Annotated in this window: 24 protein-coding genes and 1 other RNA gene; 9 read left to right on the top strand and 16 right to left on the bottom strand. The window is 59.3% G+C overall.

Annotated elements, in window-relative coordinates; all coding sequences use genetic code 11:
* The first annotated feature begins 267 nt into the window (after nucleotides 1-267).
* Complete coding sequence (pyrB, locus tag BMY49_RS06610) at nucleotides 268-1,293, top strand: aspartate carbamoyltransferase (RefSeq protein ID WP_089675235.1); 1,026 nt, start codon at nucleotides 268-270, stop codon at nucleotides 1,291-1,293.
* 12 nt (nucleotides 1,294-1,305) lie between these two features.
* Here pyrB and ruvX read toward each other — a convergent pair whose 3' ends face one another.
* From ruvX to BMY49_RS06575, 7 genes are all read right to left on the bottom strand, one after another.
* Complete coding sequence (ruvX, locus tag BMY49_RS06605) at nucleotides 1,306-1,761, bottom strand: Holliday junction resolvase RuvX (RefSeq protein ID WP_044628532.1); 456 nt, start codon at nucleotides 1,759-1,761, stop codon at nucleotides 1,306-1,308.
* 28 nt (nucleotides 1,762-1,789) lie between these two features.
* Nucleotides 1,790-2,347 carry a YqgE/AlgH family protein gene (locus BMY49_RS06600; RefSeq protein ID WP_089675233.1) on the bottom strand — a complete coding sequence of 186 codons (558 nt, stop codon included), beginning with the start codon at nucleotides 2,345-2,347 and terminating at the stop codon, nucleotides 1,790-1,792.
* 67 nt (nucleotides 2,348-2,414) lie between these two features.
* Nucleotides 2,415-3,371 (bottom strand): glutathione synthase, encoded by a 957-nt coding sequence (gshB, locus tag BMY49_RS06595; protein ID WP_044628534.1) that lies wholly within the window; start codon nucleotides 3,369-3,371, stop codon nucleotides 2,415-2,417.
* Nucleotides 3,372-3,440: 69 nt separating this feature from the next.
* Entirely contained in the window at nucleotides 3,441-4,145 is a 705-nt protein-coding gene (locus tag BMY49_RS06590; RefSeq protein WP_062361463.1) for a CvfB family protein, read from the bottom strand.
* 138 nt (nucleotides 4,146-4,283) lie between these two features.
* Nucleotides 4,284-5,051, bottom strand: coding sequence for a 16S rRNA (uracil(1498)-N(3))-methyltransferase (locus tag BMY49_RS06585; protein ID WP_074211226.1), 768 nt, complete (start codon nucleotides 5,049-5,051; stop codon nucleotides 4,284-4,286).
* Nucleotides 5,052-5,054: 3 nt separating this feature from the next.
* Nucleotides 5,055-5,564, bottom strand: coding sequence for a protein-export chaperone SecB (gene secB, locus BMY49_RS06580; RefSeq protein ID WP_044628537.1), 510 nt, complete (start codon nucleotides 5,562-5,564; stop codon nucleotides 5,055-5,057).
* 64 nt (nucleotides 5,565-5,628) lie between these two features.
* Nucleotides 5,629-6,051 (bottom strand): rhodanese-like domain-containing protein, encoded by a 423-nt coding sequence (locus BMY49_RS06575; protein ID WP_062361468.1) that lies wholly within the window; start codon nucleotides 6,049-6,051, stop codon nucleotides 5,629-5,631.
* 254 nt (nucleotides 6,052-6,305) lie between these two features.
* On the opposite strand from BMY49_RS06575, the gene gpmI reads away from it, so the two are divergent.
* From gpmI to BMY49_RS06560, 3 genes are all read left to right on the top strand, one after another.
* Nucleotides 6,306-7,868 (top strand): 2,3-bisphosphoglycerate-independent phosphoglycerate mutase, encoded by a 1,563-nt coding sequence (gene gpmI, locus BMY49_RS06570; RefSeq protein ID WP_074211228.1) that lies wholly within the window; start codon nucleotides 6,306-6,308, stop codon nucleotides 7,866-7,868.
* A complete protein-coding gene (locus BMY49_RS06565; protein WP_074211229.1) occupies nucleotides 7,868-9,025 on the top strand; it encodes a murein hydrolase activator EnvC family protein in 1,158 nt (385 codons plus the stop codon). Before gpmI ends, BMY49_RS06565 begins: the two co-directional genes overlap by 1 nt.
* A gap of 87 nt (nucleotides 9,026-9,112) precedes the next feature.
* Nucleotides 9,113-10,414 carry a S41 family peptidase gene (locus BMY49_RS06560; protein ID WP_044628541.1) on the top strand — a complete coding sequence of 434 codons (1,302 nt, stop codon included), beginning with the start codon at nucleotides 9,113-9,115 and terminating at the stop codon, nucleotides 10,412-10,414.
* Here the strand turns inward: BMY49_RS06560 and BMY49_RS06555 are convergent, their stop codons facing one another.
* The 4 genes from BMY49_RS06555 to BMY49_RS06540 form a co-directional block, all read right to left on the bottom strand.
* Nucleotides 10,415-11,671: a UbiH/UbiF/VisC/COQ6 family ubiquinone biosynthesis hydroxylase gene (locus BMY49_RS06555; protein ID WP_089675232.1), complete on the bottom strand. Its 1,257-nt coding sequence runs from the start codon at nucleotides 11,669-11,671 to the stop codon at nucleotides 10,415-10,417. It lies immediately after the preceding gene.
* 43 nt (nucleotides 11,672-11,714) lie between these two features.
* Nucleotides 11,715-12,953 carry a 2-octaprenyl-6-methoxyphenyl hydroxylase gene (ubiH, locus tag BMY49_RS06550; protein WP_044628543.1) on the bottom strand — a complete coding sequence of 413 codons (1,239 nt, stop codon included), beginning with the start codon at nucleotides 12,951-12,953 and terminating at the stop codon, nucleotides 11,715-11,717.
* A 117-nt stretch (nucleotides 12,954-13,070) separates the two neighbouring features.
* Nucleotides 13,071-14,408 carry a Xaa-Pro aminopeptidase gene (gene pepP, locus BMY49_RS06545; protein WP_058577297.1) on the bottom strand — a complete coding sequence of 446 codons (1,338 nt, stop codon included), beginning with the start codon at nucleotides 14,406-14,408 and terminating at the stop codon, nucleotides 13,071-13,073.
* Between the two features lie 29 nt (nucleotides 14,409-14,437).
* Nucleotides 14,438-15,016 carry a UPF0149 family protein gene (locus BMY49_RS06540; protein WP_044628545.1) on the bottom strand — a complete coding sequence of 193 codons (579 nt, stop codon included), beginning with the start codon at nucleotides 15,014-15,016 and terminating at the stop codon, nucleotides 14,438-14,440.
* Nucleotides 15,017-15,183: 167 nt separating this feature from the next.
* On the opposite strand from BMY49_RS06540, the gene BMY49_RS06535 reads away from it, so the two are divergent.
* The 3 genes from BMY49_RS06535 (at nucleotide 15,184) to BMY49_RS06525 (ending at nucleotide 16,376) form a co-directional block, all read left to right on the top strand.
* Nucleotides 15,184-15,492 (top strand): cell division protein ZapA, encoded by a 309-nt coding sequence (locus tag BMY49_RS06535; RefSeq protein ID WP_044628546.1) that lies wholly within the window; start codon nucleotides 15,184-15,186, stop codon nucleotides 15,490-15,492.
* Nucleotides 15,493-15,551: 59 nt separating this feature from the next.
* A non-coding RNA gene (ssrS, locus tag BMY49_RS06530) (6S RNA) lies at nucleotides 15,552-15,734 on the top strand.
* 21 nt (nucleotides 15,735-15,755) lie between these two features.
* Nucleotides 15,756-16,376: a 5-formyltetrahydrofolate cyclo-ligase gene (locus BMY49_RS06525; RefSeq protein WP_082051408.1), complete on the top strand. Its 621-nt coding sequence runs from the start codon at nucleotides 15,756-15,758 to the stop codon at nucleotides 16,374-16,376.
* A 406-nt stretch (nucleotides 16,377-16,782) separates the two neighbouring features.
* On the opposite strand, the gene ilvA is transcribed toward BMY49_RS06525, so the two are convergent.
* Nucleotides 16,783-18,297: a threonine ammonia-lyase, biosynthetic gene (ilvA, locus tag BMY49_RS06520; RefSeq protein WP_044628548.1), complete on the bottom strand. Its 1,515-nt coding sequence runs from the start codon at nucleotides 18,295-18,297 to the stop codon at nucleotides 16,783-16,785.
* A gap of 158 nt (nucleotides 18,298-18,455) precedes the next feature.
* Between ilvA and rpiA the strand changes: the two genes are divergently transcribed.
* Entirely contained in the window at nucleotides 18,456-19,127 is a 672-nt protein-coding gene (gene rpiA, locus BMY49_RS06515; protein WP_089675231.1) for a ribose-5-phosphate isomerase RpiA, read from the top strand.
* On the opposite strand, the gene waaA is transcribed toward rpiA, so the two are convergent.
* Genes waaA through BMY49_RS06500 form a run of 3 tightly spaced genes read right to left on the bottom strand, consistent with a single transcriptional unit; the run spans nucleotide 19,122 to nucleotide 22,925 of the window.
* A complete protein-coding gene (waaA, locus tag BMY49_RS06510) occupies nucleotides 19,122-20,408 on the bottom strand; it encodes a lipid IV(A) 3-deoxy-D-manno-octulosonic acid transferase (RefSeq protein ID WP_089675230.1) in 1,287 nt (428 codons plus the stop codon). The genes rpiA and waaA overlap by 6 nt on opposite strands.
* Complete coding sequence (gene hldE, locus BMY49_RS06505; RefSeq protein ID WP_089675229.1) at nucleotides 20,408-21,838, bottom strand: bifunctional D-glycero-beta-D-manno-heptose-7-phosphate kinase/D-glycero-beta-D-manno-heptose 1-phosphate adenylyltransferase HldE; 1,431 nt, start codon at nucleotides 21,836-21,838, stop codon at nucleotides 20,408-20,410. The genes waaA and hldE overlap by 1 nt, the downstream gene beginning before the upstream one ends.
* Entirely contained in the window at nucleotides 21,828-22,925 is a 1,098-nt protein-coding gene (locus BMY49_RS06500; RefSeq protein WP_074211234.1) for a glycosyltransferase family 9 protein, read from the bottom strand. Before BMY49_RS06500 ends, hldE begins: the two co-directional genes overlap by 11 nt.
* Here BMY49_RS06500 and BMY49_RS06495 point away from each other — a divergent pair.
* Nucleotides 22,924-23,658: a 3-deoxy-D-manno-octulosonic acid kinase gene (locus BMY49_RS06495; RefSeq protein WP_089675228.1), complete on the top strand. Its 735-nt coding sequence runs from the start codon at nucleotides 22,924-22,926 to the stop codon at nucleotides 23,656-23,658. The genes BMY49_RS06500 and BMY49_RS06495 overlap by 2 nt on opposite strands.
* On the opposite strand, the gene BMY49_RS06490 is transcribed toward BMY49_RS06495, so the two are convergent.
* Entirely contained in the window at nucleotides 23,643-24,716 is a 1,074-nt protein-coding gene (locus tag BMY49_RS06490; RefSeq protein ID WP_167359357.1) for a glycosyltransferase family 4 protein, read from the bottom strand. The two genes, BMY49_RS06495 and BMY49_RS06490, sit on opposite strands and share 16 nt — an antisense overlap.
* Nucleotides 24,717-24,748: the final 32 nt, after the last annotated feature.

Raw genomic sequence — 24,748 nt, 5'->3', positions numbered from 1 at the left:
CTCTAACTTCCTGACAAACCAGAGGTTTTTCAACCTCATTCACCGCTGGTAACGCTGGGCGTCCCCGGCAGCGGATGCGTACTTTACGGATTCGCGGCCGGGTTGGCAAGAGCTAATTATCAAATAGTCGAAAAAAGTCTCTGCCGCCTTACTTGCCCTCTTCTATAGAGCAATGGAAACCGCTTCGGCACGTCTAGTTTGGCGGTTACACTTAGCACTTTATATAACTGCCACCTTCACCCACGCCCACTAAAGATGAGGTCCATGATGAGCCAGCACCTATTAACTGTCGATTCATTAAGCCGCGAGAGCGTTGATCACTTATTACGCGTGGCGGCACGCATGGAGCCGATTGCTAGCCGTCGCCAAGTCACGCGGGTGTTGGAAGGTGCAGTGTTGGGCAACCTGTTTTTTGAAGCGAGCACTCGCACACGGGTGAGCTTTAATGCCGCGTTCTGCCGGCTGGGGGGAAGCGTGTGCGACACCACAGGCTTTACCTTCTCGTCCATGGCCAAGGGCGAGTCGCTTTACGACACCAGCCGTGTAATGAGCGGCTACTGCGATGCGATTGTGATGCGTCACCCAGACCAAGGTTCGGTAGCCGAATTCGCCGCCGCCACCCATGTGCCCGTCATTAATGGTGGCGATGGCCCAGGCGAGCACCCAAGCCAAGCCCTGCTGGACCTTTATACGATTGATAAAGAGTTTCAGCGATTAGGCAAACGCTTAAGCGGTGCGCATATTCTGCTGACCGGTGATTTGAAATACGGCCGCACGGTGCATTCGCTGATTAAGCTGCTGTCACTCTATGACCCGCTGCGTATTACGCTGGTGTCACCACCAGGGCTGGAGATGCCTTCTTACTTAATTGATCTAGTGGCTTCTCGCGGGCATCGTATTGAGCAACGCGACTCATTGGCCAGTGACTTTGCCGATTTAGATGTGGTGTACACCACCCGCATTCAGAAAGAGCGCTTTACGGATGAAATGAACGAGAGTTTCCAGGGGCTTTCCGACGTCTTTATGGTCAACCGTGATTTTCTTGACCAGCGCTGTAGCCAAAGCACGATCGTGATGCACCCGCTTCCCCGCGATAGCCGCCCAGGCGCTAATGATTTGAACGTCGATTTGAACGGCGATCCGCGGCTGGCGATTTTCCGCCAAACCGATAATGGCATTCCCATGCGGATGGCGATTTTTGCCACGCTGCTAAAAGTGGATGACCTGATTGAGAAAGACCTGCGCCCGGTCCGCTGGTTCGTGCCTTCCCAAACTGGCACCCTGGACCGTTAATACGGCGGTGGATTAGTAAGCGCTCCGTCCGCCAGGAAGGCCTTCCTGGTGGGCGAACCAACCTTCCAAAATTAACACCGCGGCAATACCGTCTACGCTCTCTTCTCGGTAGTTACCTCGGTGGCCCGCCGTGTGGGCAATCCGCTTGGCTTCTTGAGTCGAGCCACGCTCATCGACCATCTCACAGGGTTTGCCGTAGCGGCCATGCAGGCGATTGCCGAACTTACGCGCCCGGGTACTCATAAGCGACTCAGTTCCATCCATATTGAGCGGCAAGCCGACGACGAACAGATCTGGCTGCCACTCTTCAATAAGGCGTGTGACCACGTTCCAGTCAGGAATGCCGTCACGCGCGGGCAGCGGCGTCAGCTCCCGCGCACTGTGCAGCAGCTCGTTACCCACGGCGACGCCAATGCGCCGCGTTCCAAAATCAAACGCCAAGATCAGGCGCTGCCCGTTATCTGCCATACCACTTACGCCTCATCCAGCCCCACGCTTATGCATGCCCTGCGTTGCGCGTCATTAGGTTTAAATCAATCCCGAGAATACCGGCAGCGGCCGTAAGGCGCTCGGCTGGAGGCGTATCAAACAGCACGCTGCTTTGGCCCTCTACCGTTAGCCAGGCGTTCTCTTTCAGCTCATCCTCTAGCTGACCCACTTCCCAACCTGCACAGCCTAAGCACACCAGAAAGTGTTCGGGGCCAGTGCCATCCGCCAGCGCTTGGAGAATATCCATGGAGGTAGTGAGCGCAATGCCATCTTCCACCTGGATGCTGGAGTCCCACGCTTGGCTGTCGCCAACGTGAAGAATAAAGCCGCGATCTTTATGCATGGGGCCGCCGTAGTAGACCGGCGCATTGCGGTGGGGGCTGTCGTCACCGCCGAGTGAAAGCTGCTCAAACAGCGCATCCAGGGTAATTTCCAGCGGGCGGTTGGCAATCACGCCCATACAGCCATTGTGGTCATGGTCACATAAATAAATCAGGCTGCCCGTGAAATTAGGGTCTTCCATGTGGGGCAGCGCCATCAAAAAGTGGTGTTTTAAGCTTTGCATGCGTCTCCTACGGCTTGCCGATGGCTCGGCAAGCCTTACGTCATTTGGCGAATAGAACGTTCACCGATTAGGCCAAGCGACGTTCGATAGCGTCTAACAGCATTCCGGAAATATCGGTGCCGCGCTGATCGTCGATCTCACGAACACAGGTGGGGCTTGTGACGTTGATCTCGGTAATGTAATCACCGATGACATCCAGGCCGACAAACATCAGGCCTTTCTCGCGAATCATTGGCTGCACCTGCTGGATCAACCAGTGGTCGCGCTCGGTCAGTTCGCGGCTCACACCGCGACCACCTGCGGCCAGATTGCCGCGGGTTTCACCCGCCGAAGGGATTCGCGCTAGGCCAAACGGCACCGGTTCGCCATCGACCAAGAGAATCCGCGTATCGCCATCCTTGATTTCCGGCAGGTAGCGCTGAGCCATGATTTGGCGCTGGCCACGCAGCGTCAGTTGCTCAATCACCGCGCCAATATTGCGGCCATCGGGGCCGATATGAAAAATGCCCGTGCCGCCCATGCCGTCGAGCGGCTTGAAGATCACATCGCCGTGCTCGGCATGAAAGGCGCGTAGCACATCATCGCGGCTCGCGACGACCGTCGGCGCGCAGCACTGGGGAAACTGCTGGGCAAAGAGCTTCTCATTACACTGCAACAGCGCAGCAGTGGGGTTTACCACCAGCACGCCCTCGCGCTCGGCAAAGCCCAGCAGATGCACCGCGTTAATAAACTCCGCATCCACCGGCGGGTCTTTCCGCATCAGCACCACATCCAGCTCGGCCAACGGACGCTGAATCGCCTCGCCCAGGTCGTACCAGTGCTCTGGGTTACGGTGCACGGTGAGTGGACGCATCCGCGCGTAGGCTTTGCCCGCCTGTAAGAACAGGTCGTCCTGCTCCATGTAGTGCAGCGTATAGCCGCGCTCTTGAGCGGCCCACAGCATGGCTAAGGTGGTGTCTTTCTTGTACGCGATGTCGCTGATGGGATCCATCACCACACCGAGATGCAACGTTGATTGGCTCATCGAAATACAGTCCATGCAGGATCAATAAGTCATCAGTATGCCGCACTGCAGGCACGGCTCCAACCGCGGCTATTGATCCGCCGGGTCGGAGAGCGCACCGGGCACTAGGCGGATCGCATCTGGCGCCAGAGTGATTAGCTGCTGCTTATAGAGACGGCCAATCGCCTGCTTAAAAGCGCTCTTGCTAACCCCCAAGCGGGTTTTGATATCGTGCGCCGAGCTTTTATCACCTAGAGGCAGATAGCCGCCGCTCTCACGCAGCGCTTTCAGCACTTTATCACCCACCACATCCAGGCGGGCCGCGCCGGGCGGTAGCAGTGAGATATCCACGCGGCCATCCTCGCGGCGCTGTTTCACAAAGCCTTTCAGCGACTGCCCACGGCGCAGAGGTTGGGTAATATCGTCCTGATAGATCAGCCCCCAGTAGCGGTGATTGACCACTACTTTCATGCCTAAGTCCGTGCGGTCGGCCACCACCACATCGACTTCGTCGCCCTTCTCTAGCGCCCAGGCATCGTCCGTCAAAAAACGGTCAAGACGCATGGTAGCGACCGGCCGCCCCTGGTCGTCGCTATACAGCATCACCAGCACCCGCTTGCCGGGGTCGGGGCGAAAGCGCTGCTCGCTATAGGGCAGCAGCACGTCTTTGGGCTGCCCCCAACGCAGAAAGGCTCCGGTACTGTTCACCGCCGTCACGGTTAAATAGGCCACATCGCCCAGTTGGGCAGATGCATCGCTGGCGGATCGGGGGGTGGAGTGTGACTCACGGACCATGGGTGCCGTCCTTACAAGAAGTAGATCTTCATTATGGTACCTTGCCTAGGCAAGGCAAAGCGGCGTCGAATGACGCCAGCGCTGGGTACAAAAAAACCGCCGCCGCAACAAACACGGCAGCGGTTTGATAGTAAGCGCTTACAAATCGCCGAAGTGGTGCTGCAGCAGCGTGAGCGCGACCACAGGAGCCGTTTCGGTGCGTAGCACCCGTGGCCCCAGCGTCAGTGGCGTAAAGTGGCTGGCGATAGCGGCCTGAATATCCGTATCGCTTAAGCCACCCTCTGGGCCAATCAACAGCGCGGCGGACGCGGGCCGCTCTGGCTGAGCAAAGCCGTTACCTGTCGCTAAGTGCAGCATCAAGCGCAGCGGCTCTTGGCGCTCGGCCAGCCACTCACCTAACGCCTGCGGAGGGTGAACAGGCGGCACCACTGCCCGGCCGCTCTGCTCACAGGCACTGGCCGCCACGGCCTGCCAGTGCGCCAGCTTTTTCTCTTCGCGGTCGCCTTTCAAACGCACATCGCCCCGCTCGGTATACAGCGGGGTAATCGCCGCCACACCAAGCTCAACGGCTTTTTGAATGGCGTAATCCATGCGGTCGCCCTTGGAAATCGCTTGCCCAAGATGCACCGCCAGCGGCGACTCGCCACTGCCTGACCACACCGCCTCAACAGTAACAGTGGTGTGCTTACGCCCCACCTCCGCCAGCCGAACACCCGCCTCTTGGCCTGCGCCATCAAACAAGATCAGCGGCGCGCCTTCGCCCATGCGCAGCACGCGGGTAACGTGCTTAGCAGGGCCCTCAGGTAGCGTTAAGGTAGCGCCCGCTGACAGCTCAGTAGGCACATAGAGGCGCGGCATTTTGCCGTGTAGCGCGATCCAACCAGCGGCGTTTAACGAACCCGACATAGCTTAGTGCGTGTTCTCAGCCGCTTGGCTTGCCTGCTGCGCTTCGCGCTGCTTGCGCTGGGCGTACATGGCTTCGAAGTTGACCGGCGCCAGCATCAGCGGCGGGAAACCTCCACGGTTGACCAGGTTGTCAACACACTCACGGGCGTACGGGAACAGCAGGTTAGGGCAGAACGCACCCAGCGTTTGCTCAAGCTGTGCGCCTTCGATGCCGGAAATACGGAACAGGCCCGCCTGCTCGACTTCTGCCAAAAACGAGGTGGTGCCAGTTTCGCTGTCGTTGACCTGCGCGGTCACTTTGACGACCACTTCATACTGGTCGTCGGCCACTTTCTGGCTGGTGGTGTTCAGGTCCAGATTCACCTTCGGCTTGAACGCCTGCTTGAACACAGAAGGAGAGTTCGGCGCTTCAAAGGAAATGTCTTTCACGTAAATACGCTGTAAAGAGAATTTCAGCTGGGGCTTTTCGCCTTCTGCGGCGCCTGCCTGCGGGGTGTTGTTATCTTCCGCCATGGGATACTCCTAATTGTTCATCCAATAAAAATATGCGCAGCTGCGCAGCTACTTATGCTCTCGTTTACTTCTTAACCACCGGAAGGCCATCCGACTGCCACTGCATCATGCCGCCGCGCAGCTTCATTGCCCGCTCAAACCCGGCTTTGGCAAGCTTTGCCTGGGCAGCGCCCGAACTTTGACCATGCTTGCACACCACGATGATCGGCTGGCTCTTCACTTTCTCCAGCTCGTTCATGCGGCTATCCAGGCTGCTTTGGGGAATGTTGCGAGCGCCAGCGATATGTCCGGCTTTGAAGTCTTTGCTCTCACGAATGTCCAGCACCACCGCGTCTTCGCGGTTGATGAGCTGAGTGGCCTGGGTAGAGGACACCGCATTCGAGGAGGCGCTACGCGTTTCATAAACAATCCACGCTATGAGCACCAGCAAAAATGCCCCCACGAGGAGGGGGTGGTTCATTACGAATTCGAACAGCTGATCGATCATCGCGAACACAATCTCTTGGTCTATGCAGAAAAAAGCGGCCTAACCGCCCTCAGAAACGCGACAAGTATACACGTCACAGGGCATACCGCGCAGGCCATGACGCCCGACGGCTGCCTGCGTTATGATGCCCCAAGCGCGCGCCTGTCGCGACCCCGATTATCAGGTGTTGTCTGAAAACTGGCTGAGCCGCCCTCACCAGCGTTTCAAACTGCACCTCATGTCGCTTGGCTGACTCAAATACGAGGGAATTTTCAATGACAACACCTGCACCGCGCCCCGTTGCGCTGATTATCCTAGACGGCTACGGCCACAACCCCGACAACGCCCACAACGCTGTCGCTGCGGCCAATACCCCAGTGATGGACGCACTGTGGGCTAACCGCCCTCACGCCTTCGTGCATACCGATGGCCGTCATGTGGGGCTACCCGACGGCCAGATGGGCAACTCCGAAGTCGGCCATATGAACCTGGGTGCCGGGCGTATCGTTTACCAAGACTTCACGCGCATCACCAAAGCCATTGAAGATGGCGACCTGGATACCAACGAGGTGCTCACCAAGCCCATCGACGCAGCAGTCGCCAATGGCCGTGCCGTGCATCTGCTGGGCCTGCTCTCTCCAGGCGGTGTCCACAGCCACGAAGACCACTTTATCGCCATGGCCGAGCTGGCAGCGCGGCGCGGTGCCCAGCGCATCTACGTGCACGCCTTTCTAGATGGCCGGGATATGCCGCCGCAAAGCGCACTGGCGTCTATCGAGCGCGCCAACGCCCGCCTTTCAGAACTGGTCGGGGCCGATAACGGTTTTGTGGCTTCCATCATTGGTCGATTCTTCGCCATGGACCGCGACAACCGCTGGGAGCGCATTGAGCAAGCCTACCGCCTGCTCACCGACGGCCACGCCGATTACACCGCCACCAGCGCGGAAAGCGGACTACGCGACGCCTACCAGCGCGGCGAAACTGACGAATTTGTGGCGGCGACCAGCGTGCCGGTTAACGGTAACGCCATCACATTACAAGATGGCGACGCAGCGATATTCCTAAACTTCCGCTCCGACCGCGCTCGTGAGCTGACCCGCGCCTTCACCGATGCAGAGTTCACCGGCTTTGAGCGCCGTGCGCGCCCAACGCTTGCCGGTGATGGCTTGGTCATGATGACGCGTTACGCAGCGGACATCGCCGCGCCAGCCGCGTTTCCGCCCACCGACTTAACCGACACCCTAGGCGAAGTGGTCGCTAAGCGCGGCCTCACCCAACTGCGGATTGCCGAAACAGAGAAGTACCCCCACGTGACGTTCTTCTTCTCCGGCGGTAACGAAGCTGAGTACGAAGGTGAAGAGCGCATCCTGGTGCCGTCGCCTCGTGATGTGAAAACCTACGACGAAAAGCCGGAAATGAGCGCCTATGAGATTACCGACAAGCTGGTAGAAGCCATTGATAGCGGCCGTTTCGATCTCATGGTGTGCAACTACGCCAATGGCGACATGGTAGGCCACACTGGGGATTTCGACGCCGCCGTGAAAGCGATTGAGACCGTCGATATTTGCGTTGGCCGCGTGGTGGAAGCGATTGAGCGCGCGGGCGGTGCCTGCCTGATCACTGCCGACCACGGCAATGCCGAGCAGATGGTTCACCCGGAAACCGGTGCACCGCAAACTGCCCACACCACCTTTGTGGTGCCGCTAGTATACGTTGGTGAGCGCGCCGCCCAGCTCGAAGATGGCCGCCTGTGCGATCTTGCCCCCACGCTGCTGACCATGATGAATCAGCCACAGCCTGAGGCGATGACCGGAACTCCGCTGCTGCGCTTCGAGTAATGCCCATGTGGCAACAGCTAGCTCGAACGGCCTTATTAACGACGGCCTTGCTAATGCTGGGCTATTCGTCGACGGCGATGGCACAACAGGACGAGCAGGCCGCCAGAGAGCAGCTCGATGCCCTCGGTCAACAGATTGACGCCATGGCCGAGCGGCTGAGTGCCACCGGCCAAGCGCGGAACAGCGCCCAGCAAGAGCTAAGGGAAGTGGAAACAGAGCTGGCCCAGACCCACCAGCGGCTGGACCAGCTACAGGCCGAGCGACGCCAGCTCGCCGATGAAACCACCCAGCTACGCCAGCACCGCGAACGCTTAGAGGGTGAACGCGATGCCCAGTACGCCGCGCTAGGTCAGCAGCTTGCCGCGCTTTACCGGCTGGGGCCAACGCCCCAGCTGAAGCTGCTGCTCAACCAAAGCGATCCCGCTGAACTTGACCGCATGCAGGCCTACTTAAACCGGCTAACACAGGCGCGCCAGCAGCGCTTGACCGATATCGCCCGTCTGGATACCGCGCTTGTGGATACCGAGCAGGCGCTGGCCGAGCGCCAGACCCGGCTGGATGCCCTGGCGGACGAACTGGAAGCGCAAAGCGCGCTGCTGGCCCGCCGTACCGAGGAGCGGCGCAGCGTCGTGACCACGCTGGATGATCGTTACGAGAGCGAAGCCGACCGCCTGGCCGATCTCAGCCAGAGCCGCGAACAGGCCGAGCAGCAGCTCCGCGCGATTCAAGCCGAACTGGCGCGGCTGGCAGAGCCCACGCCTACCACCAACATCACCCGCACCCAAGGCGATTTGCCTTGGCCCGTGCAAGGCAGCATCACCGCCAGCTTTCAGCGGCGGAACGGGGTTCACTACAACGGCATCGTGATTCAGGCCAGCGAAGGCACGGCAGTCACGGCGGTTCATTCAGGCCGTGTGGTGTTTGCCGACTGGATGCGAGGGTTCGGTAACTTATTGATCATCGACCACGGTGACCAGATCATGACGCTCTACGCCCACTTGCAGCAGTTCAGCGCCCGCCCGGGGCAGCAAGTGAGCCGTGGCGATGAAATTGGCCGTGTAGGCAGTAGCGGCGGCCAAGCCAGCCCCTCGCTTTACTTTGAGGTGCGCCACAGCGGCGAACCAATTAATCCGCAACGTTGGATTGCGCGCCGTTGACGGGATAAGCTGGTGATAGTGGCTTTATGATGAACGTCTCAACCTGAGCAGCGCGGCTGGCGCTGCCTTTCGCCTAGCGGAGTCCGCATGACGCTATCTGTTACCGAGGTATCGGCCCCTGCCAAGCGCTTCTTGGCTACCCTGCTTCCGCTCGCGCTGCTGGCTGCTCCGCTACCCTTGGCAGCCCAACCGGCGAACAGCGTTGCCGACGACCTGCCACTAGAAGAGATACAAACCTTCGCGGAAGTATTCGAGCGCATCAAACGCGGCTATGTAGAAGAAGTGGATGACCGCACCTTACTGCGCAATGCCATGCGCGGCATGCTCAACGAGCTAGACCCTCACTCGGCCTATTTAGACGAGGAGGAGTATCAGAGCCTGCGAGAGTCTACCCAAGGTGAGTTTGGCGGTATCGGCATTGAAGTGGGCACCCAGAATGGCCAACTGATGGTCGTCACGCCCATTGATGACACGCCCGCTTCACGGGCCGGCCTGCTGTCTCAGGATATTATCGTCGCCATCGATGGCACCCCCACCGATAGCCTATCGCTGCAGGAAGCCGTCAACTTAATGCGCGGCGAACCCGGCACGCCACTGCGTTTAACTATTTTGCGCTCAGGTGAAGAGTCGCCCCGAGAGTTCACGCTCACCCGCGAAGTGATCCGCAGTGAGAGTGTCAAACATGAAACGCTGGAGCCAGGCTACGGCTACCTGCGTATCAGCCAGTTTCAGTCACGTACCCCCGAACAGGCGCGCCAAGCCATTGAGCGCATGATGCGCGATCAGCCGCTGGAAGGTTTAATTCTGGATCTGCGTAATAACCCCGGTGGCGTTCTTCAGGCGGCGGTCGGAGTGACGGATCTCTTTCTAGATGAAGGGCTGATTGTGTATACCGAAGGGCGACTCTCGGATACCGAAATGTCGTTTTCTGCCTCTCCGGATACGCCCGCTGGCGACATACCGCTCGTGGTGCTAATCAACAGCGGCAGCGCATCAGCGGCTGAAATTGTCGCAGGCGCTCTGCAAGACCAGCGCCGGGGCGTCATCATGGGCACTGAAAGCTTTGGTAAGGGCTCGGTACAGCAGATCATGCCGTTGGGCAATGGCGAAGGTTTGAAGCTCACTACCGCCCTTTACTACACCCCGAATGGCCGCTCGATTCAGGCGCAAGGCATCGAGCCGGATGTCGAGGTGGTACGTGGCCGCCTGGAAGTGGCGGAGGCACGACGCGCCATTCGTGAGGCGGACCTGGACGGACACCTCGGTAGCCAAAGCGACATGCCTCCCGAGCGCGCCGCCATGTCTCAGCGGCTGCGCGACGACTACCAGCTCAGCGAAGCCCTTAACCTGCTGAAAGCGCTGAACGTGGTGGATCGCCGCCGCGGCTAGCTAGCGGCACGACGCCGGCAGGCGGCCCCGCTCTCCGGTCGCCTGCCGCATCACCACACGCTTAAGCGGCACGAGCTGGTTCATGCCACTCATCCCCAGGTTGCGCGCCAGCGTAAACACTGGCTGATGGCTGCCAAACAGTACCTTAAAGCCTTTCATTAAGCCCAGCATGGCCGTGTTATCCAAGCGCCGACGGCGCTCATAGCGACTCAGCGTGGCCAAGCTACCCCAAGGGGCACCCCGGTGCCATGCCGCCACCACCTCTTCGGCTAATACCGCCGCGTCCATTAATCCCAAATTAACGCCCTGCCCGGCCAGCGGATGAATGCTATGGGCGGCATCGCCTACTAGAGCAAAGTTGGGCTGCACATAATGCTGGGCGTGGCGCTGCACCAGCGGAAACCGATAGGCGCTATCCACGGGCATGACATCGCCCAGGCGATGGTCGAAAGCCTCGCCAAGCGCCTTCCCCAGTGCCTCAGCAGAGTAAGCGGTGAGTTCACTGGCATGCTCAGGCGTTGTGGACCATACAATGGAACAGAAGCGATCATCTCCATTGACAGTGAGCGGTAAGAAAGCCATCGGACGACCACCGATAAAGGCTTGGCGAGCGGTAGCGCCGTGGGACTGTGCGCAGCGCACCGTGGTGACAACCGCCTCTTGCTCCATGGACTCCTCCGCCACCGAGATGCCTGCTAGCTCTCGCAAGGCAGAGCGTGCGCCGTCGGCAGCGATCACCAGCGGCGTTTGTAGCTGGCTACCGTCCTCCAGTACCAGCCAGCGGCCGCTGGCCGTGGTTTGCAGTGCCGACACGCTGATGCCATCGAAGCGTGTCAGGGTCGGCTGCTTAGCAGTTTGCTCATTCAGCGCGGCCTGCGTGACATCGTTTTCCACAATATGGCCAAGCACGGCGGTGCCCGCTTCGTCCGCCGAGAAGTGAATATGGCCACTACCCTCAGCATCCCACACCTGCATATAGCGGTAAGGCGTTACCCTTGCCGCCGCCATGGCGGGCCATACGCCCAAATGCGTGAGCAGCCGTTGGGACACCGGGGTCAGCGCGCTAACGCGGGGGGCAGGAATCTCGCCAGCGACGTCATCCAGGCGCAGCGGCGATGCCTTGGCTTCCACCAGCGCCACCTGCATTCCCGCTTCTGCCAGTAGCCCGGCCAGCGCAGCGCCCACCATACCCGCGCCAACAATTACCGCATCGAAACGCGTGACGGGCGGCTTAGCTGCTTGTGATTGCGTTGTCATAACACTCCTTGGCTTGGGTCATTGAGGGCACTGGATAAGAGCGTCAGCGCTCCAGGCCCATCGCGCGGCGTGCCAAGCCACGGCGCAGCGGGCCAATCAAATTAAGGCCGATCAACCCAGCGCCACGGGCGTGGGGCAGCAGCGGCAATGAGTAACCAAACAGCCGCACTAAGCCGTCACTAAAGCGGATCACATTGGCGCGGTCTTGGGCGCGGCGGCGCTCAAACGCCTGCAACGTGCTCATATCTCCCAAGGAGCGCTGCTGCTGAGCACCTTGGGAGAGCGCTTCAACCAAATCCATCACCGAACGCAGCGCTAAATTGAAGCCCTGGCCAGCTACCGGGTGCAACGCATGGGCCGCATTGCCCAGCACGGCTAAGCCGGGGCGCACAGGCTCTTCTGCAGTCACCAGCGAAAGCGGATAGCTAAACCGCTGGCCAATGCGGGTAAAGCGCCCGACTCGGTCGCCAAACGCCTGCTGAAGCTGGCTCAAGAAGGCATGATCCGGTAGCGATAATCGTGCCTGCTCGCTACCGCTGGCATGGGTCCAGACCAGCTCCATAGCCTGCCCCGGCAGTGGCAGCAGCGCGATGGGTCCCTCGGAGGTAAAGCGTTCGTAAGCAATCCCTTGATGGGGCTGGCTAATGCCCACATGGGCAATGACCGCCGTCTGCTCATAGGAGTGGCGGCGGCTAGCAATCCCTAGCTGTTCCTTCAGCCCCGAGCGGCCGCCATCGGCCAAAATGGTCAGCGCGGCCGTTAGCTCGCTGCCATCGGAAAGCCGCAAATGGTGGCCGCTGGCCGTGGGAGTCATCTGTGCCACCGTGGCTGGGCAGTGCCACTCAATCGGTAATTGCTGCAGCTTCTGATGCAACACGCGTCCCATCCAAGCGTTGGGTATCACGTGACCCAAGGCAGCGACGCCTAGCTCTTGTGCATTAAGACGCGTCGCGCCCAAACGGCCCCGCTCGCTGATATGAATACGATTAATCGGTGTGGCCTCGACCTGCATCGCTTCCCACACGCCTAGCTGTCGAAAGCGCTGTGCCGAGCCTTCAGCAATGGCGCTGGCGCGGGCATCAAAGCTTGGCTGCCACGTCGTTTCCTCGGCGCTCTGCGGTAGCGCATTGGCCTCAATGATGGCGACGCGCCAGCCATAGCGCTCAATCAGCGGTGCCAATGCACAGCCCAAGCTGGCACCCACCAGCCCACCGCCCACAATCACGATGTCATGGGTGGGCGACTGCTGCTGTGCAGGCGTTACCTGTTCTGCCCCATGCATTGGCTTCTCCTCTTCACAATACGCGCTTATATAACGCACTTACATTATAAGCACCTTGGCTAAACGTAATTTCGTAACGTAGTTTACATAAACAAAAAAACAGACCGTTTTTGCTGGTTATTTTTTAACCATCAACTGCTCTATTTCGTCTACCTGTTTCGGCACGCCATCAGTGAGAATGTCATGCCCCTGTTCGGTAACCACAACGTTATCTTCAATACGAATGCCAATACCGCGATAGGCAGCGGGAATATCGTCTTCATCAGGGATATAGAGCCCAGGTTCCACGGTAAGCACCATGCCTGGGGCAAGCAGGCGCGGCGTCGCTTCGTCCAAGCGGTAGGTGCCCACATCGTGTACATCCAACCCTAACCAGTGAGAAGTGGAATGGAGGTAAAAGCGCCGATAGCTTTCGTCATCAATGCGCGCCTGAACGTCTCCCTCTAAAAGCCCCAGCTCAATCAGGCCAACCGTAAGGTCATGCACCACGCCCTGATGGATGTCCGCTAGCGTAGCGCCAGGCGCAATGGCATCCACCGCACGCACCTGGGCATCTAACACCACTTGGTAAAGCGCCCGTTGAGCATCATCAAAGCGCCCACTCACCGGGAAGGTGCGCGTGATGTCGCCCGCATAGAGATCAAACTCTGCACCAGCGTCAATCAGTACCAGCGTGTCCTCCTCCAGCACATCACTGTTCTCAATATAGTGCAGTACACAGGCATTGGCGCCGCCGCCCACAATCGTGCCGTAGGCAGGCCCGCTAGCGCCGTGCCACACAAAAGTGTGCTCCAGCTCGGCCTGAAGCTGGTACTCACTTAGCCCGGCTTGGCAGGTGCGCATAGCGCGTACGTGGGCCTGGGCTGAAATGGCTGCTGCGTGACGCAGCAAAGCAATTTCAGCGGGGCTTTTGATGAGGCGCATCTCGTGAATCAGTGGACGGCTATCCAGCCAGCCTTTTAGTGCGGGCTTGCCTCGGCGCATGCCCGCTTGGGCATGGGCAAGCGCCTCTTCAGCGATGCTAACCGCGTCGGGGTTATCCAGCGGCGCATAGAGCAGCTCACGGCCATCCAACAGCTCTGGCAGCAGGTCGTCGCGCTCAGCGTTCTCGAACGCTTGGTCGATACCATGCAGGCTGACAACGCCCTGCGCTCCTAGTCGTCGGCCGGTCCAGGCTTCCATAGTGGGGTCGCGGTCTTGGCAGAACACTACACTTTGCCCTTCAGCGCGGCTTGGTAGCAGTACCAGCAGCGCGTCAGGCTCTTGAATGCCCGTTAGATAGTAGAAGTCGCTCTGCTGGCGAAAAGGGTATTCGCTGTCGTGGGAGCGGGTGACGAGCGACGCCCCAGGCACCACCAGCGCGGCGCTGGTTGGCAGCTGTGCCATCAGCGCTTCTCGGCGCCGACGATACTCGTCTGGTTGAATAGCAGCAGGGCGAGGCAGTGGCGTGAGCATAACGGCTCCTATGCAAGCGTGAAGTGGGTTCAATGAACGGGGGCGTCGGTTTGCTCTACCTGTGGCTTACCCGGGTGCTGTTCGGTGTACAGCAACATGGCCGCCATTCGGGCATGCTCGGTTAAAGCAAACAGGTCGTTCTCGTTTTCCGTGCTATCGTCGATATCGGTCTCCATCTGGCCAAGGCCCTCCAGATCATCAATCGCTTCTTTCAGCGTTTGCGACCAGCGCTCCCGAAGGGTGTCATCGGCCACCTCATCCACTACTTCCATAAAGCCAAGCGTCCACTCTTTCAGCCCTTGGGCCTGCTCTGCCAAAGAGAACAGCTCATCGGGAAGTAATGGCGCGTAGTTCAGGTCGCTGGCGCTCAGCGCTTCTAGGGTTTGACGACGCCAGCCTAGCAGCCGCTCGGCGCTGGCCGGGTCACGGGGTTGCTCTACCCCCAAACTGAGACACACTTCTTCCAGCCACGCCTCGGCCGTCACGTCGCGCAGAGCCAATAAGCCGCACAGCCGTCCATCCAAAAACGCAGGAGACTGCATACTACCGTGAAGTAAAAATACATCCGCTATGTCAGAAAATTCCTGGCGCTCGTCAATCAATGACATGATTCATGCTCGCTTTATACAGTGTAAAGATAAGACCACGAGGATAGGCGGGCGAGCCTGCGCGTTGACCCCGCACAAGCGGCTCTCTTATAGTGAACCCCGTCTATCCTTCCTATGTAGTGATGTTAACGCATCGGGCCCCTTGCTGGCCCGTGCTGGAGCCATTGATGAGTAACGCAAAGCGGCCAACGAAAGAGATCACCCTACTGGGTCGCAGCTATATGATTGCCTGCGACACGGGCGAAGAAGTCCAGCTTGAACGCGCTGCTCGCTATTTGGACCGCGCCATGCACGGCATTCATGCCCAAAGCAGCGTGCTGGGCAGCGAGCGTATCGCGATTATGGCGGCGCTAAATATTACCCACGAGCTGCTGGAAGCGCTGGATGAGCACCGCGCCGGAGAAGCCAACCTCAACCGCTTAAATGATCGGCTTGAGCGAGCACTTGCGGGCACTCGGCCGCGCAAAGAGCCTTAAGCCCTTCAACATCTTCAACCGATACTTTGGCATTAGCGGCGGCTCTGTTAGGATAGCGGTGTTCTCTGGGATGTACGCCAGTCGTTATAGTCCCTCGAGCCTATGCGCAGTACCCAGGGGGCCAAATGCTAGCCAGACCCGTGTGCATGTCCGTGCGTCGGAAAGCCTGACGGTTTGGCTGCGGCCACCCACCTGAACCAGTAGGTTCAGGGCCAGAACGACAGCGGCATTCTGGGGAACACTTTGTAATGACCTTCCGCGTTATGACTCACACCTTACCCAACGACAAATCTGCGCTACGTCGCGAACTCAAACGCCGACGCCGCACTCTCACCGCCGAACAGCAAAAGCAGGCGGCTCTGGCACTTTGCCAGCGTTTAAAACAGCTTCCTGAAATCCGCCGCACCAAGCGTATTAGTCTTTATCTGCCGGTCAACGGTGAGATCGACCCCACGCCGTTAATTCCTTGGCTGCGCCAGCGCCGGGTGGCGATCTACTTGCCTGTACTACGCCCTTTTAGCGCCAACAGCCTTTGGTTTGTGGCCTACGGCGATACCACGCCTATGGTCAAAAACCGCTTTGGCATTGCCGAGCCCTGCCCGCGCTTTGCTGCCCAGCGCCGCAACCGGCTGCCCGCGTGGGCGCTGGACACACTGATCGTGCCGTTGGTGGGTTTTGATCAGCAGGCTAACCGTATGGGCATGGGGGGCGGATTTTATGACCGCAGCTTGGCGTTTATGCGTCGACCTGGGCCAGCCCCCGCACTGATTGGTGTGGCCCATGCCTGCCAGCAGGTGGATACGCTGCCTGTTGAGCCTTGGGATATCCCTCTCAATGCGGTGGTGAGCGATATTGGCGTCGTTCGACCAACAAAAACGGGCTGATCAAAATGATCAGCCCGTTTTATGTGTTCACCTAGCAGGTATAGCGTTAGCACTTAGTACGCTGCTGTTAACCGTTGGTTAACTCCCCGACAGCGCCTGTGCATATCCAGTGGCTAATACACCCAGTAAAAACACCACTGTTAACGCCATCACCATATCAGGCTTTCTACGCCGCATGCCTCTTCTCCAACGTGTTTAACAGTTGCCAAATGCCCTTAGTGCGTCACCAAGTTTTTCATTTTGAGAAGATGACCCACTTCACTAATTTCGCTCACGACTATAGGGCCATAAGGGGCTCAATGACAACTGCTAATAGCACTATTTTGACCCCTTAATTAAACGTTTCAACAAACACCTCTCTGCCTAGCAGCTCTGGCATGCACCGTTAGTAAGCACTTACATAGTGTTACGCCATAAAGAGCCGGTAAGCGGGGTTATCACTCTCTTGCCAGTAGCGGTAGCCAATCGCGTCTAAATACTCCGCAACATGGGTACGATCTTCACTGGGCACCTGCATGCCCACCAGAACGCGGCCATAGGCAGCCCCGTGGTTACGGTAGTGAAACAGCGAAATGTTCCAGTCGTGTGGCAGCTGAGTTAAGAAGTTCATCAATGCGCCAGGACGTTCAGGAAACTCGAAGCGGTAAAGCTCCTCTTCAAAACGTTCGCTGGGGCGGCCACCGCTTAAGTGACGAATATGCAGTTTCGCCAACTCGTTATCGGTTAAGTCTTCTACCTGATAACCACCCTCACGCAGTTTATCAATTACTGCTTGGCGATCTTCCCCACCAGGCTTGACCTGCACACCCACAAAGATATGCGCTTCGCTATCATCGGCGTAGCGGTAGCTAAACTCGGTGACCATACGCTTGCCCAGCGTGCGACAGAATTTCTTAAAGCTGCCGGGTTTTTCTGCAATGGTGACGGCCAGAATGGCTTCGCGCTGCTCACCCAACTCGGTGCGCTCGGCAATATGCTGCAAGCGGTCGAAGTTGGTGTTGGCGCCAGAGTTAATACACAGCAGCGTCTCGCCTTCTGCACCAGTTTGCTGCACATACTTTTTAAGGCCCGCTAACGAGAGTGCGCCCGAAGTTTCAGCGACGGCGCGGGTATCTTCAAAAATATCTTTCACCGCGGCACACATCTCATCGGTGTTAACAGTGATCACATCGTCAACAAGGTCACGCACCAGCGAGAACGGGACCTCGCCAATTTGCGCCACCGCCACACCCTCGGCAAAGACGCCCACCTGGTCCAGCACCACGCGCTCACCGGCTTCCAGCGCAGCTTTCAAGCAGGCGCTATCCTCCGCTTCCACACCGATGATTTTGATATCCGGGCGAAGGTACTTCACATAGGCAGCCACCCCGGCAATCAGCCCGCCGCCGCCTACAGGGATAAAAATCGCATCTAACCGGCCACTATGCTGGCGCAGAATCTCAACGCCAATGGTGCCTTGGCCTGCCACTACGTCGATATCGTCAAACGGCGGAATATAGGTGTAGCCGTGCTCTTTGATCAGCTCCTGGGCATGCTCGGCGGCGGCGGCAAAGGCATCGCCTTTTAGCACCACTTTCGCCCCACGGGCACGCACCGCCTGAACCTTGATATCTGGGGTGATGCGCGGCATAACGATGACCGCTTTCACGCCCATCAGCTTAGCCGCCATGGCCAGGCCCTGGGCGTGGTTGCCCGCCGAGGCAGCGATAACGCCTTTGGCTTTCTGCTCTTCTGTTAGCTGAGCCATTTTGTTGTAGGCCCCGCGAATTTTGAACGAAAAGACCGGCTGCAAATCTTCGCGTTTAATCAAAATCTGGTTGTTGAAACGACGCGACAAAAAGGGAGCAGGAGAAATAGGTGTCTCACAAGCGGCTTCATAAACGCGGGCTTGGAGGATCTTTTTGACGGTTGCTTCGAGCATGCTGACATCCCAGAAAAATGACGTGACCCTGACGGGTGCGAACAAAACCTTTATTGGTAGCAGATTACGACTGGCAACGTCTAGCGGCGTTTCCATCGGCAGCCAGCGATTAGGTCGTTATACTAAGGGCGACTGCCTCTCCTGATACTGGAACCATCATGACACAAGATGAACTAAAAGCCGCCGTGGCGGATGCCGCCATTCGCGAAATAGAGCCTCACCTGGATAAAGACACGGTGCTGGGCATTGGCACTGGCTCGACAGCCAATCTGTTTATTGACCGCTTAGGCCCTCTGCGCGACCGGTTTAAAGGTGCTGTTGCCAGCTCGGAAGCCAGTGCCGAACGGCTGAAAGGCCTGGGTATCGAGGTGTTTGAACTGAACCATGTGGGCGACGTGCCTTTCTACATCGATGGTGCAGACGAAGTAAATGCTCACTTACACATGATCAAAGGCGGCGGCGCAGCGCTGACCCGTGAAAAGATTGTGGCCGCTTGCGCCAAACGCTTCATCTGTATCGCCGATGGTTCCAAATACGTGGCACAGCTAGGCCACTTTCCGCTGCCGGTGGAGGTGATTCCCATGGCGCGCTCCTACGTAGCGCGGGAGCTGGTCAAGCTGGGGGCAGAGCCCGTGTATCGCCAAGGGGTACTGACTGATAACGGTAACCATATTATCGACTGCTTCAACTTTATGATTGAGGACCCGGTGGCGATGGAAGCGCGCATTAATGCCATTGTCGGCGTGGTTACCAACGGCCTGTTTGCCGCACGCGGCGCCGACATACTGCTGCTGGGCAAGACTGATGGCGTAGAGCGGACGGCGCTATAAGTAGCGGCCAAGCCCATCCAGGGTGCGCGACAGCGCCCCCCGATGGGCTTCGATCACCGCCTGCCCTGCCTCACCCGCCTGCCGAGCACGCTGAGGGCAAGCGATATACTCTGCCAAGGCGCTTGCAAGCGCTGCTACGGAATCAACCACGGTCAGCGCCTTGGCCGCCAACAGCGGCTCGGCAACATCGCTGAAGTTCTCCAGCGACGGACCACACAGCACGGGCTTACCCAATGCGGCAGGCTCCAACACATTATGCCCGCCCAGCGGCACCAAGCTGCCACCCACATAGGCCACGCTCCCCGCGCCGTACAGCGCCGCCAGCTCGCCCAGCGTATCGCCCAGGTAAATCTGGGTGGCGGGTGTAACGGGTTGCTGCTGGCTACGGCGACTGACCTTCCAGCCCTCGCGCTCGCACAGTGCCGCCACCTCGTCAAAGCGCTGAGGGTGGCGAGGCACCAGCACCAGCAGTGCGTCTGGAAAGCGTTTGAGCAACTGCCGGTGGGCCGTAAGCAGCAGCGCTTCTTCCCCATCGCGGGTCGAGCCCGCGACCCAGACGGGTCGCTCTCCCCAAGCTTGAAGTAAGTGCTCACTTTCCGCCAACGCCTCTTCAGGCAGTACCTGTTCAAACTTCAGCGACCCCACCACGGTGGTGGATTCAGCCGCACACCCCAGTGCTTGAAAGCGCTCAGCGTCCTCTGACGATTTGGCGGCAAGCCACGTCACGTTGGCTAACGCGCTCTGCATCAGCGGGCGAAGACGCTGGTAGCGGGCAAACGCGCGGGGCGATAGTCGGCCGTTGACCACTGCAACAGGCACCGCCTGCCGGTGGCAGGCGTGAAGCAGATTGGGCCACAGCTCGGTTTCAAACAGGATGGCAAGCTCAGGCTGTACGCGGGCCACAAAGCGCTTGGCCGCGCCGGGGAAATCCAGCGGAAGCAAACGGTGGGCAAGACGAGGCTGATCGGTAGCGCCCTGTTCTGCTATCAGCGCCAACGCCTGCTGGGCACCGGTGGCGGTCATGGTGGTCAACAGCAGGCTATAGTGGGGAAAGCGCGCCAGCAGCCCTTCGATCAGCGGGCGGGCAGCGCGTACCTCGCCTACCGAGGCACAGTGCAACCAAATGCGCGGTGGGGGCGGCAGCGGTTCGAGGCACAACCCCAGCCGCTGGAGCCGTGAGTAAGTGGGCACTTGCTCACGCCAGATGCGCCAGCCAATCAGCGGCGCTAAGCCATACAGCGCCGCTGAGTAGGCCAGCCGTGGCCAGCGGGGGGCTGCCATTAACTTTCGCGGTCCAGAATGGAGCTGATCATCGCCGTGGTGGAAACGCCATCTTCAAAGCCCAGCACTTTCACCTCGCCACCGTTGGCAATCACGGCGCTGCCGCCAGCGATATCCTCGGGGCGGTAGTCGCCGCCTTTAACCAGGATATCCGGCAGTACTTGCTCAATCAGGGCGGCGGGCGTGTCGTCACTGAACGGCACCACCCAATCCACCGCACCGAGCCCGGCCAGCACTTGCATCCGTCGGTTCAACGGGTTGATGGGGCGCTTCGGCCCTTTCAACCGGCCAATGGACGCATCATCGTTCACCGCCACGACCAGCCGGTCACCCAGGCGCTTGGCCTGCTCCAGGTAGGCCACATGGCCTGCGTGGAGAATATCGAAGCAGCCATTGGTCATCACCACCCGCTCACCGCGCAGCTGCGCAGCGCGAACGGCATCGACCAGAGACGCTGGCTCGATCACGCCGAACTCGGCCAGCTTGTCGCCATGCAGCGCGGTGTAAAGCTCGGCAATGGAGAGCGTGGCGGTACCCGGCTTGGCCACCACCAGGCCCGCGCCCAAGTTGGCCAGCATCATGGCTTCCGGCAGCGCATGGTTAGCGGCCAGGGCCAGGCCCATCAGGCCAATCACGGTATCGCCGGCCCCCGTGACATCAAACACTTCCTGGGCACGGGTGGGCAGGTGCAGCGGTGCTTGGCCTTCACGAATCAGCGTCATGCCCTTCTCACTGCGGGTAATCAGCAGCGCTTCTAACTCAAGTTCAGCACGCAGCGCTTCGCCTCGCTCGGCCAGTATGGCGTCGGTGGCGCAAGGGCCTGCCACGGCTTCAAACTCGGTTAAGTTGGGGGTAATCAAGCTGGCCCCCCGGTACTTGGTGAAGTCTTGGCCCTTGGGGTCGATCAGCACTCGCTTGCCGTGGTGGCGAGCCATCTCGATCAGCCGCTCCACTTGGTTGAGCGTGCCCTTGCCGTAGTCCGATAAAATCACCACGTCACACTCAGGCAGGGCTTGCTCAACCTGTGTCAGCAGGCCGCTGGTATCCACACTGTCGAGGCGCTGCTCAAAGTCCAAGCGTAGCAACTGTTGGTTACGGCTCATCACTCGCAGCTTGGTGATCGTGGGAATCTCGGCACTGCGCTGAAAGTGAGTGCTTACATCAGATGCAGCCAGGCGTTTGGTGAGCAGCTCGGCATTCTCATCCTCGCCCACCACGCCCGCCAGTGCCGCATGGCCGCCTAATGACGCCACGTTGAGCGCTACGTTGGCTGCGCCACCGGGGCGGTCGTCGGCATCTTCCACGCGTACCACGGGCACCGGCGCTTCTGGGGAGATCCGCGAGGTGCCGCCGTGCCAGTAGCGGTCGAGCATGACGTCGCCTACCACCAGTACGCGGGCATGTTCCAGGGCGGTTAAATCAACTTTCATCCGAGGGTCCTGTTGTGGTCTGCGCTGCGGTATGCGCCAGCAGCGCGTCTAGCTTGGCAATCACATCGTCAGCCTTGATCAAGTCCATGGCATCGGCATGGCGTACTCGCTGCCCCCAGCTCACCTCGTCCACCGATTTATGCAGGTAGGTGCGTACCGCATCGGGGTAGGCATTGACGGCAAAATCGCGCCACAAGTAGGGGGCGGCCCGCTGAGGGTTGGTGGTGGCGTAAAGGCCAAGCGTCGGCGTGCCCATGGCGTTGCCCATATGCGCAGGACCCGTATCCGGGGCGATCACCGCGCGGGCGTTATCGATCAGCGCCAATACGCCTTTCAACGAGGTGCTGCCAATGGCGTTGATCACGCTACCTGACTGGCAGAGCGCTTCGATATGGTCACCCATTTCCCGCTCAAGCGGGCTGCCGCCACCGGTGAGTACGCTCTTCAGACCGTGCTGCACCCACGCGTGTTCAATCACGCTGGCGTAGCCTTCCACCGACCAGTTGCGGAAGTTGCGCAACCGCGCGTTGCTACAAGGGTTAATCACCAAATAAGGCGCATCGCCACTAATAGCGCGGGCTTCCTCATAGGCCACTGCGGGCACCGCGAGATTCCACTCTAGGCGGTCGTCTTCGACGCCCAGCAGACGCGCAAAATCCATGAACGACTCCAGCACATGGGCGTTCTCGTGGGGGGCTAGCTGGTGTTGGGTAAACCAGTGCTGGGCGTCCTTGGCACGGGCTTTGTCATAGCCGACGCGCACATTGGCTTTAAGCCCGAGCGAGAGCACGCTGGCGCGAATGGCCTGCTGCATATGCAGCAGCACATCGAAGCGGGTATCGGCCAGTTCGCGCCAGATAGCGCGCATGCCGGAGAGCCCCGTCGATTTGTCGTACACGACGAACTCGACCCCGGAAAGCCCGGCCAGTAAACTGTGCTCCCCCTTGCCGATAATCCAGGTAATGCGCGCGTTCGGCCACTGGCGCTGCAACGCTCGCACCGTGGGCACGAGATTGCATACGTCTCCCAATGCGGAGAGGCGCAAAATGGCAATATGGTTTGGTTGAGCAGGCAGAGAGGGCTTCATGCGCTTAGCGGCACTCCAGCAGAAAAATGGGCTGATTTTACATGATGCAGACAGTTTAAGTGACGCCTGCGCATCACACCAACTGTCCTCCCCGACTCACCCACTGAGCACGGCGCTGTTCGAGTCAGATTACTGGCAAGCGCAAGGCCTGGTAGTCGGCGAAGCACCTGGCCGGGGCAGCAGCCTGTTCCTGCAAGCACGCGACCACGAGCAGTGGGTGCTGCGCCCTTACCAGCGCGGCGGGCTCATCGCCAAGGTCAGCAAGCAACGCTATGTCTGGCTGGGGGCAGAGCGCACACGAGCGTTTCGTGAAGTGCGCTTGACCGCCGCGCTGTATGAGCAAGGGCTTCCCGTGCCTCGCCCAGTGGCCTGCTGTGTCACACGCTTTGGGCTGACCTATGAGGCGGCACTGCTGACCGTGCGCATTTCCGGCTCTCGGGCACTGGCCTCACTGCTCACCAATGGCGAGGCTGATGAGGCGCTATTAAAGCGCGTTGGCGCAATGATCAAGCGTTTTCACCAAGCAGGCCTGGACCACGTGGACCTCAACGCCCGCAACATTCTGGTGGATGAAGCAGGCAAGCCCTGGCTGATCGATCTCGACCGCTGCCGCCTGCGCCCGCCAGGCAAATGGCAAGCGGGCAACTTGCAGCGGCTGGAACGGTCTGTGGTGAAGTTTGCCAGTGCACGCCCGCACACTCACATCGTGGCGGGCTATCACTCGGGCAGTTGATATTCACGCAGCAGTTTTTTCGCGTGCACATCGAGCGCCATATGCGCGACCACCCATCGACGCGCCTCTTCACCCAGCACCCGCCTGGTCTCCGGCGCATCGATCAGTTCTTTCAGGGCAACGGACCACTCTTCAGCCGATAGCGGGTCGGCCAGGCGACCTCTTTGCTGGTCTATCAATTCAGGGATAGCACCGCTATTGGCCCCCACGACAGCACATTGGGCAGCCATGGCCTCGATGACGGTCAGCCCAAAGGCTTCATTACGCGAAGGGATACACGCGATATCGATGGCCTGGAGCAGCGCGGGTAAGTCCTGGCGAAATCCGAGAAAGTGGACGCGCTCTTGCAAACCAAGTGCTGCGACCTTTTGCTTGATCGCCGCCACAAATGATTCGTCAGCCCCTTCATCGGCAGTGACACCGCCAATGATCAAGCCATACCACAACGCTTGGCGATCCAACGATGCCAATGCTTCCAGCCACACCTCATGCCCTTTGCCGGGCGTCAGACGTCCTGGCAGTGCAATCAAACATCCGTCCTCAGGAAGGCCGAGCGCTGATTTGGCGTGCACCGCCCCTTGGTAGGCATCCACGTTCACGCCCAGCCCAAGGCAGTGAAGGCGCGCCTCCGAGACGGGCAATGCCTGCTTGTTACGTTGATAGGTCGCCCGACTGATCGAAAAGACTCTGGTTACCCGCGAATAGGCCAAACGGTGATACACACCTTTCTTGGGCCGTGTCACTCCCATATGCTCGGTAAAAAACAGCTTTAAGCGAGGACGAAAGAGGCTGAGCAGTGCCGCAACACGCAGGTCACTTGACTTATGGCAGTGCACGATATCGATACAGTGTCGGTCTATGTAACCCAGCAACGCGGGTAGTGAAAGGAGTGCTCGGGCGTTACTCGGCACCGTGAACACACTTGCCCCAGTTCCCTCTATACTGCTGGCGACACGCGACCCGGCGATGGCAAGGCCATGGTTCACCACTCCCAGGCGCTGCAATTCAGGCATAATACGCGACGGGTACATCTCCAGTCCGCCCCACCCTTTGGACATACAGACCTGCATAATATGGTGAGCCACTAATA

The sequence above is a fragment of the Vreelandella aquamarina genome, assembly GCF_900110265.1.
In the GTDB taxonomy this organism is placed as follows: Bacteria; Pseudomonadota; Gammaproteobacteria; order Pseudomonadales; family Halomonadaceae; genus Vreelandella; species Vreelandella aquamarina.
The sequence above is the reverse complement of the archived record's forward strand: the minus strand, read 5'-3'. Positions and strand labels throughout refer to the sequence as shown.

Excerpts from the sequence above, each read along its gene's own strand:
- pyrB (WP_089675235.1), top strand. The coding sequence starts at position 268 with ATGAGCCAGCACCTATTAACTGTCGATTCATTAAGCCGCGAGAGCGTT.
- ruvX (WP_044628532.1), bottom strand. The coding sequence starts at position 1,761 with ATGGCAGATAACGGGCAGCGCCTGATCTTGGCGTTTGATTTTGGAACG.
- BMY49_RS06600 (WP_089675233.1), bottom strand. The coding sequence starts at position 2,347 with ATGCAAAGCTTAAAACACCACTTTTTGATGGCGCTGCCCCACATGGAA.
- gshB (WP_044628534.1), bottom strand. The coding sequence starts at position 3,371 with ATGAGCCAATCAACGTTGCATCTCGGTGTGGTGATGGATCCCATCAGC.
- BMY49_RS06590 (WP_062361463.1), bottom strand. The coding sequence starts at position 4,145 with ATGGTCCGTGAGTCACACTCCACCCCCCGATCCGCCAGCGATGCATCT.
- BMY49_RS06585 (WP_074211226.1), bottom strand. The coding sequence starts at position 5,051 with ATGTCGGGTTCGTTAAACGCCGCTGGTTGGATCGCGCTACACGGCAAA.
- secB (WP_044628537.1), bottom strand. The coding sequence starts at position 5,564 with ATGGCGGAAGATAACAACACCCCGCAGGCAGGCGCCGCAGAAGGCGAA.
- BMY49_RS06575 (WP_062361468.1), bottom strand. The coding sequence starts at position 6,051 with ATGATCGATCAGCTGTTCGAATTCGTAATGAACCACCCCCTCCTCGTG.
- gpmI (WP_074211228.1), top strand. The coding sequence starts at position 6,306 with ATGACAACACCTGCACCGCGCCCCGTTGCGCTGATTATCCTAGACGGC.
- BMY49_RS06565 (WP_074211229.1), top strand. The coding sequence starts at position 7,868 with ATGCCCATGTGGCAACAGCTAGCTCGAACGGCCTTATTAACGACGGCC.
- BMY49_RS06560 (WP_044628541.1), top strand. The coding sequence starts at position 9,113 with ATGACGCTATCTGTTACCGAGGTATCGGCCCCTGCCAAGCGCTTCTTG.
- BMY49_RS06555 (WP_089675232.1), bottom strand. The coding sequence starts at position 11,671 with ATGACAACGCAATCACAAGCAGCTAAGCCGCCCGTCACGCGTTTCGAT.
- ubiH (WP_044628543.1), bottom strand. The coding sequence starts at position 12,953 with ATGCATGGGGCAGAACAGGTAACGCCTGCACAGCAGCAGTCGCCCACC.
- pepP (WP_058577297.1), bottom strand. The coding sequence starts at position 14,408 with ATGCTCACGCCACTGCCTCGCCCTGCTGCTATTCAACCAGACGAGTAT.
- BMY49_RS06540 (WP_044628545.1), bottom strand. The coding sequence starts at position 15,016 with ATGTCATTGATTGACGAGCGCCAGGAATTTTCTGACATAGCGGATGTA.
- BMY49_RS06535 (WP_044628546.1), top strand. The coding sequence starts at position 15,184 with ATGAGTAACGCAAAGCGGCCAACGAAAGAGATCACCCTACTGGGTCGC.
- BMY49_RS06525 (WP_082051408.1), top strand. The coding sequence starts at position 15,756 with ATGACTCACACCTTACCCAACGACAAATCTGCGCTACGTCGCGAACTC.
- ilvA (WP_044628548.1), bottom strand. The coding sequence starts at position 18,297 with ATGCTCGAAGCAACCGTCAAAAAGATCCTCCAAGCCCGCGTTTATGAA.
- rpiA (WP_089675231.1), top strand. The coding sequence starts at position 18,456 with ATGACACAAGATGAACTAAAAGCCGCCGTGGCGGATGCCGCCATTCGC.
- waaA (WP_089675230.1), bottom strand. The coding sequence starts at position 20,408 with ATGGCAGCCCCCCGCTGGCCACGGCTGGCCTACTCAGCGGCGCTGTAT.
- hldE (WP_089675229.1), bottom strand. The coding sequence starts at position 21,838 with ATGAAAGTTGATTTAACCGCCCTGGAACATGCCCGCGTACTGGTGGTA.
- BMY49_RS06495 (WP_089675228.1), top strand. The coding sequence starts at position 22,924 with ATGCGCTTAGCGGCACTCCAGCAGAAAAATGGGCTGATTTTACATGAT.
- BMY49_RS06500 (WP_074211234.1), bottom strand. The coding sequence starts at position 22,925 with ATGAAGCCCTCTCTGCCTGCTCAACCAAACCATATTGCCATTTTGCGC.
- BMY49_RS06490 (WP_167359357.1), bottom strand. The coding sequence starts at position 24,716 with ATGTCCAAAGGGTGGGGCGGACTGGAGATGTACCCGTCGCGTATTATG.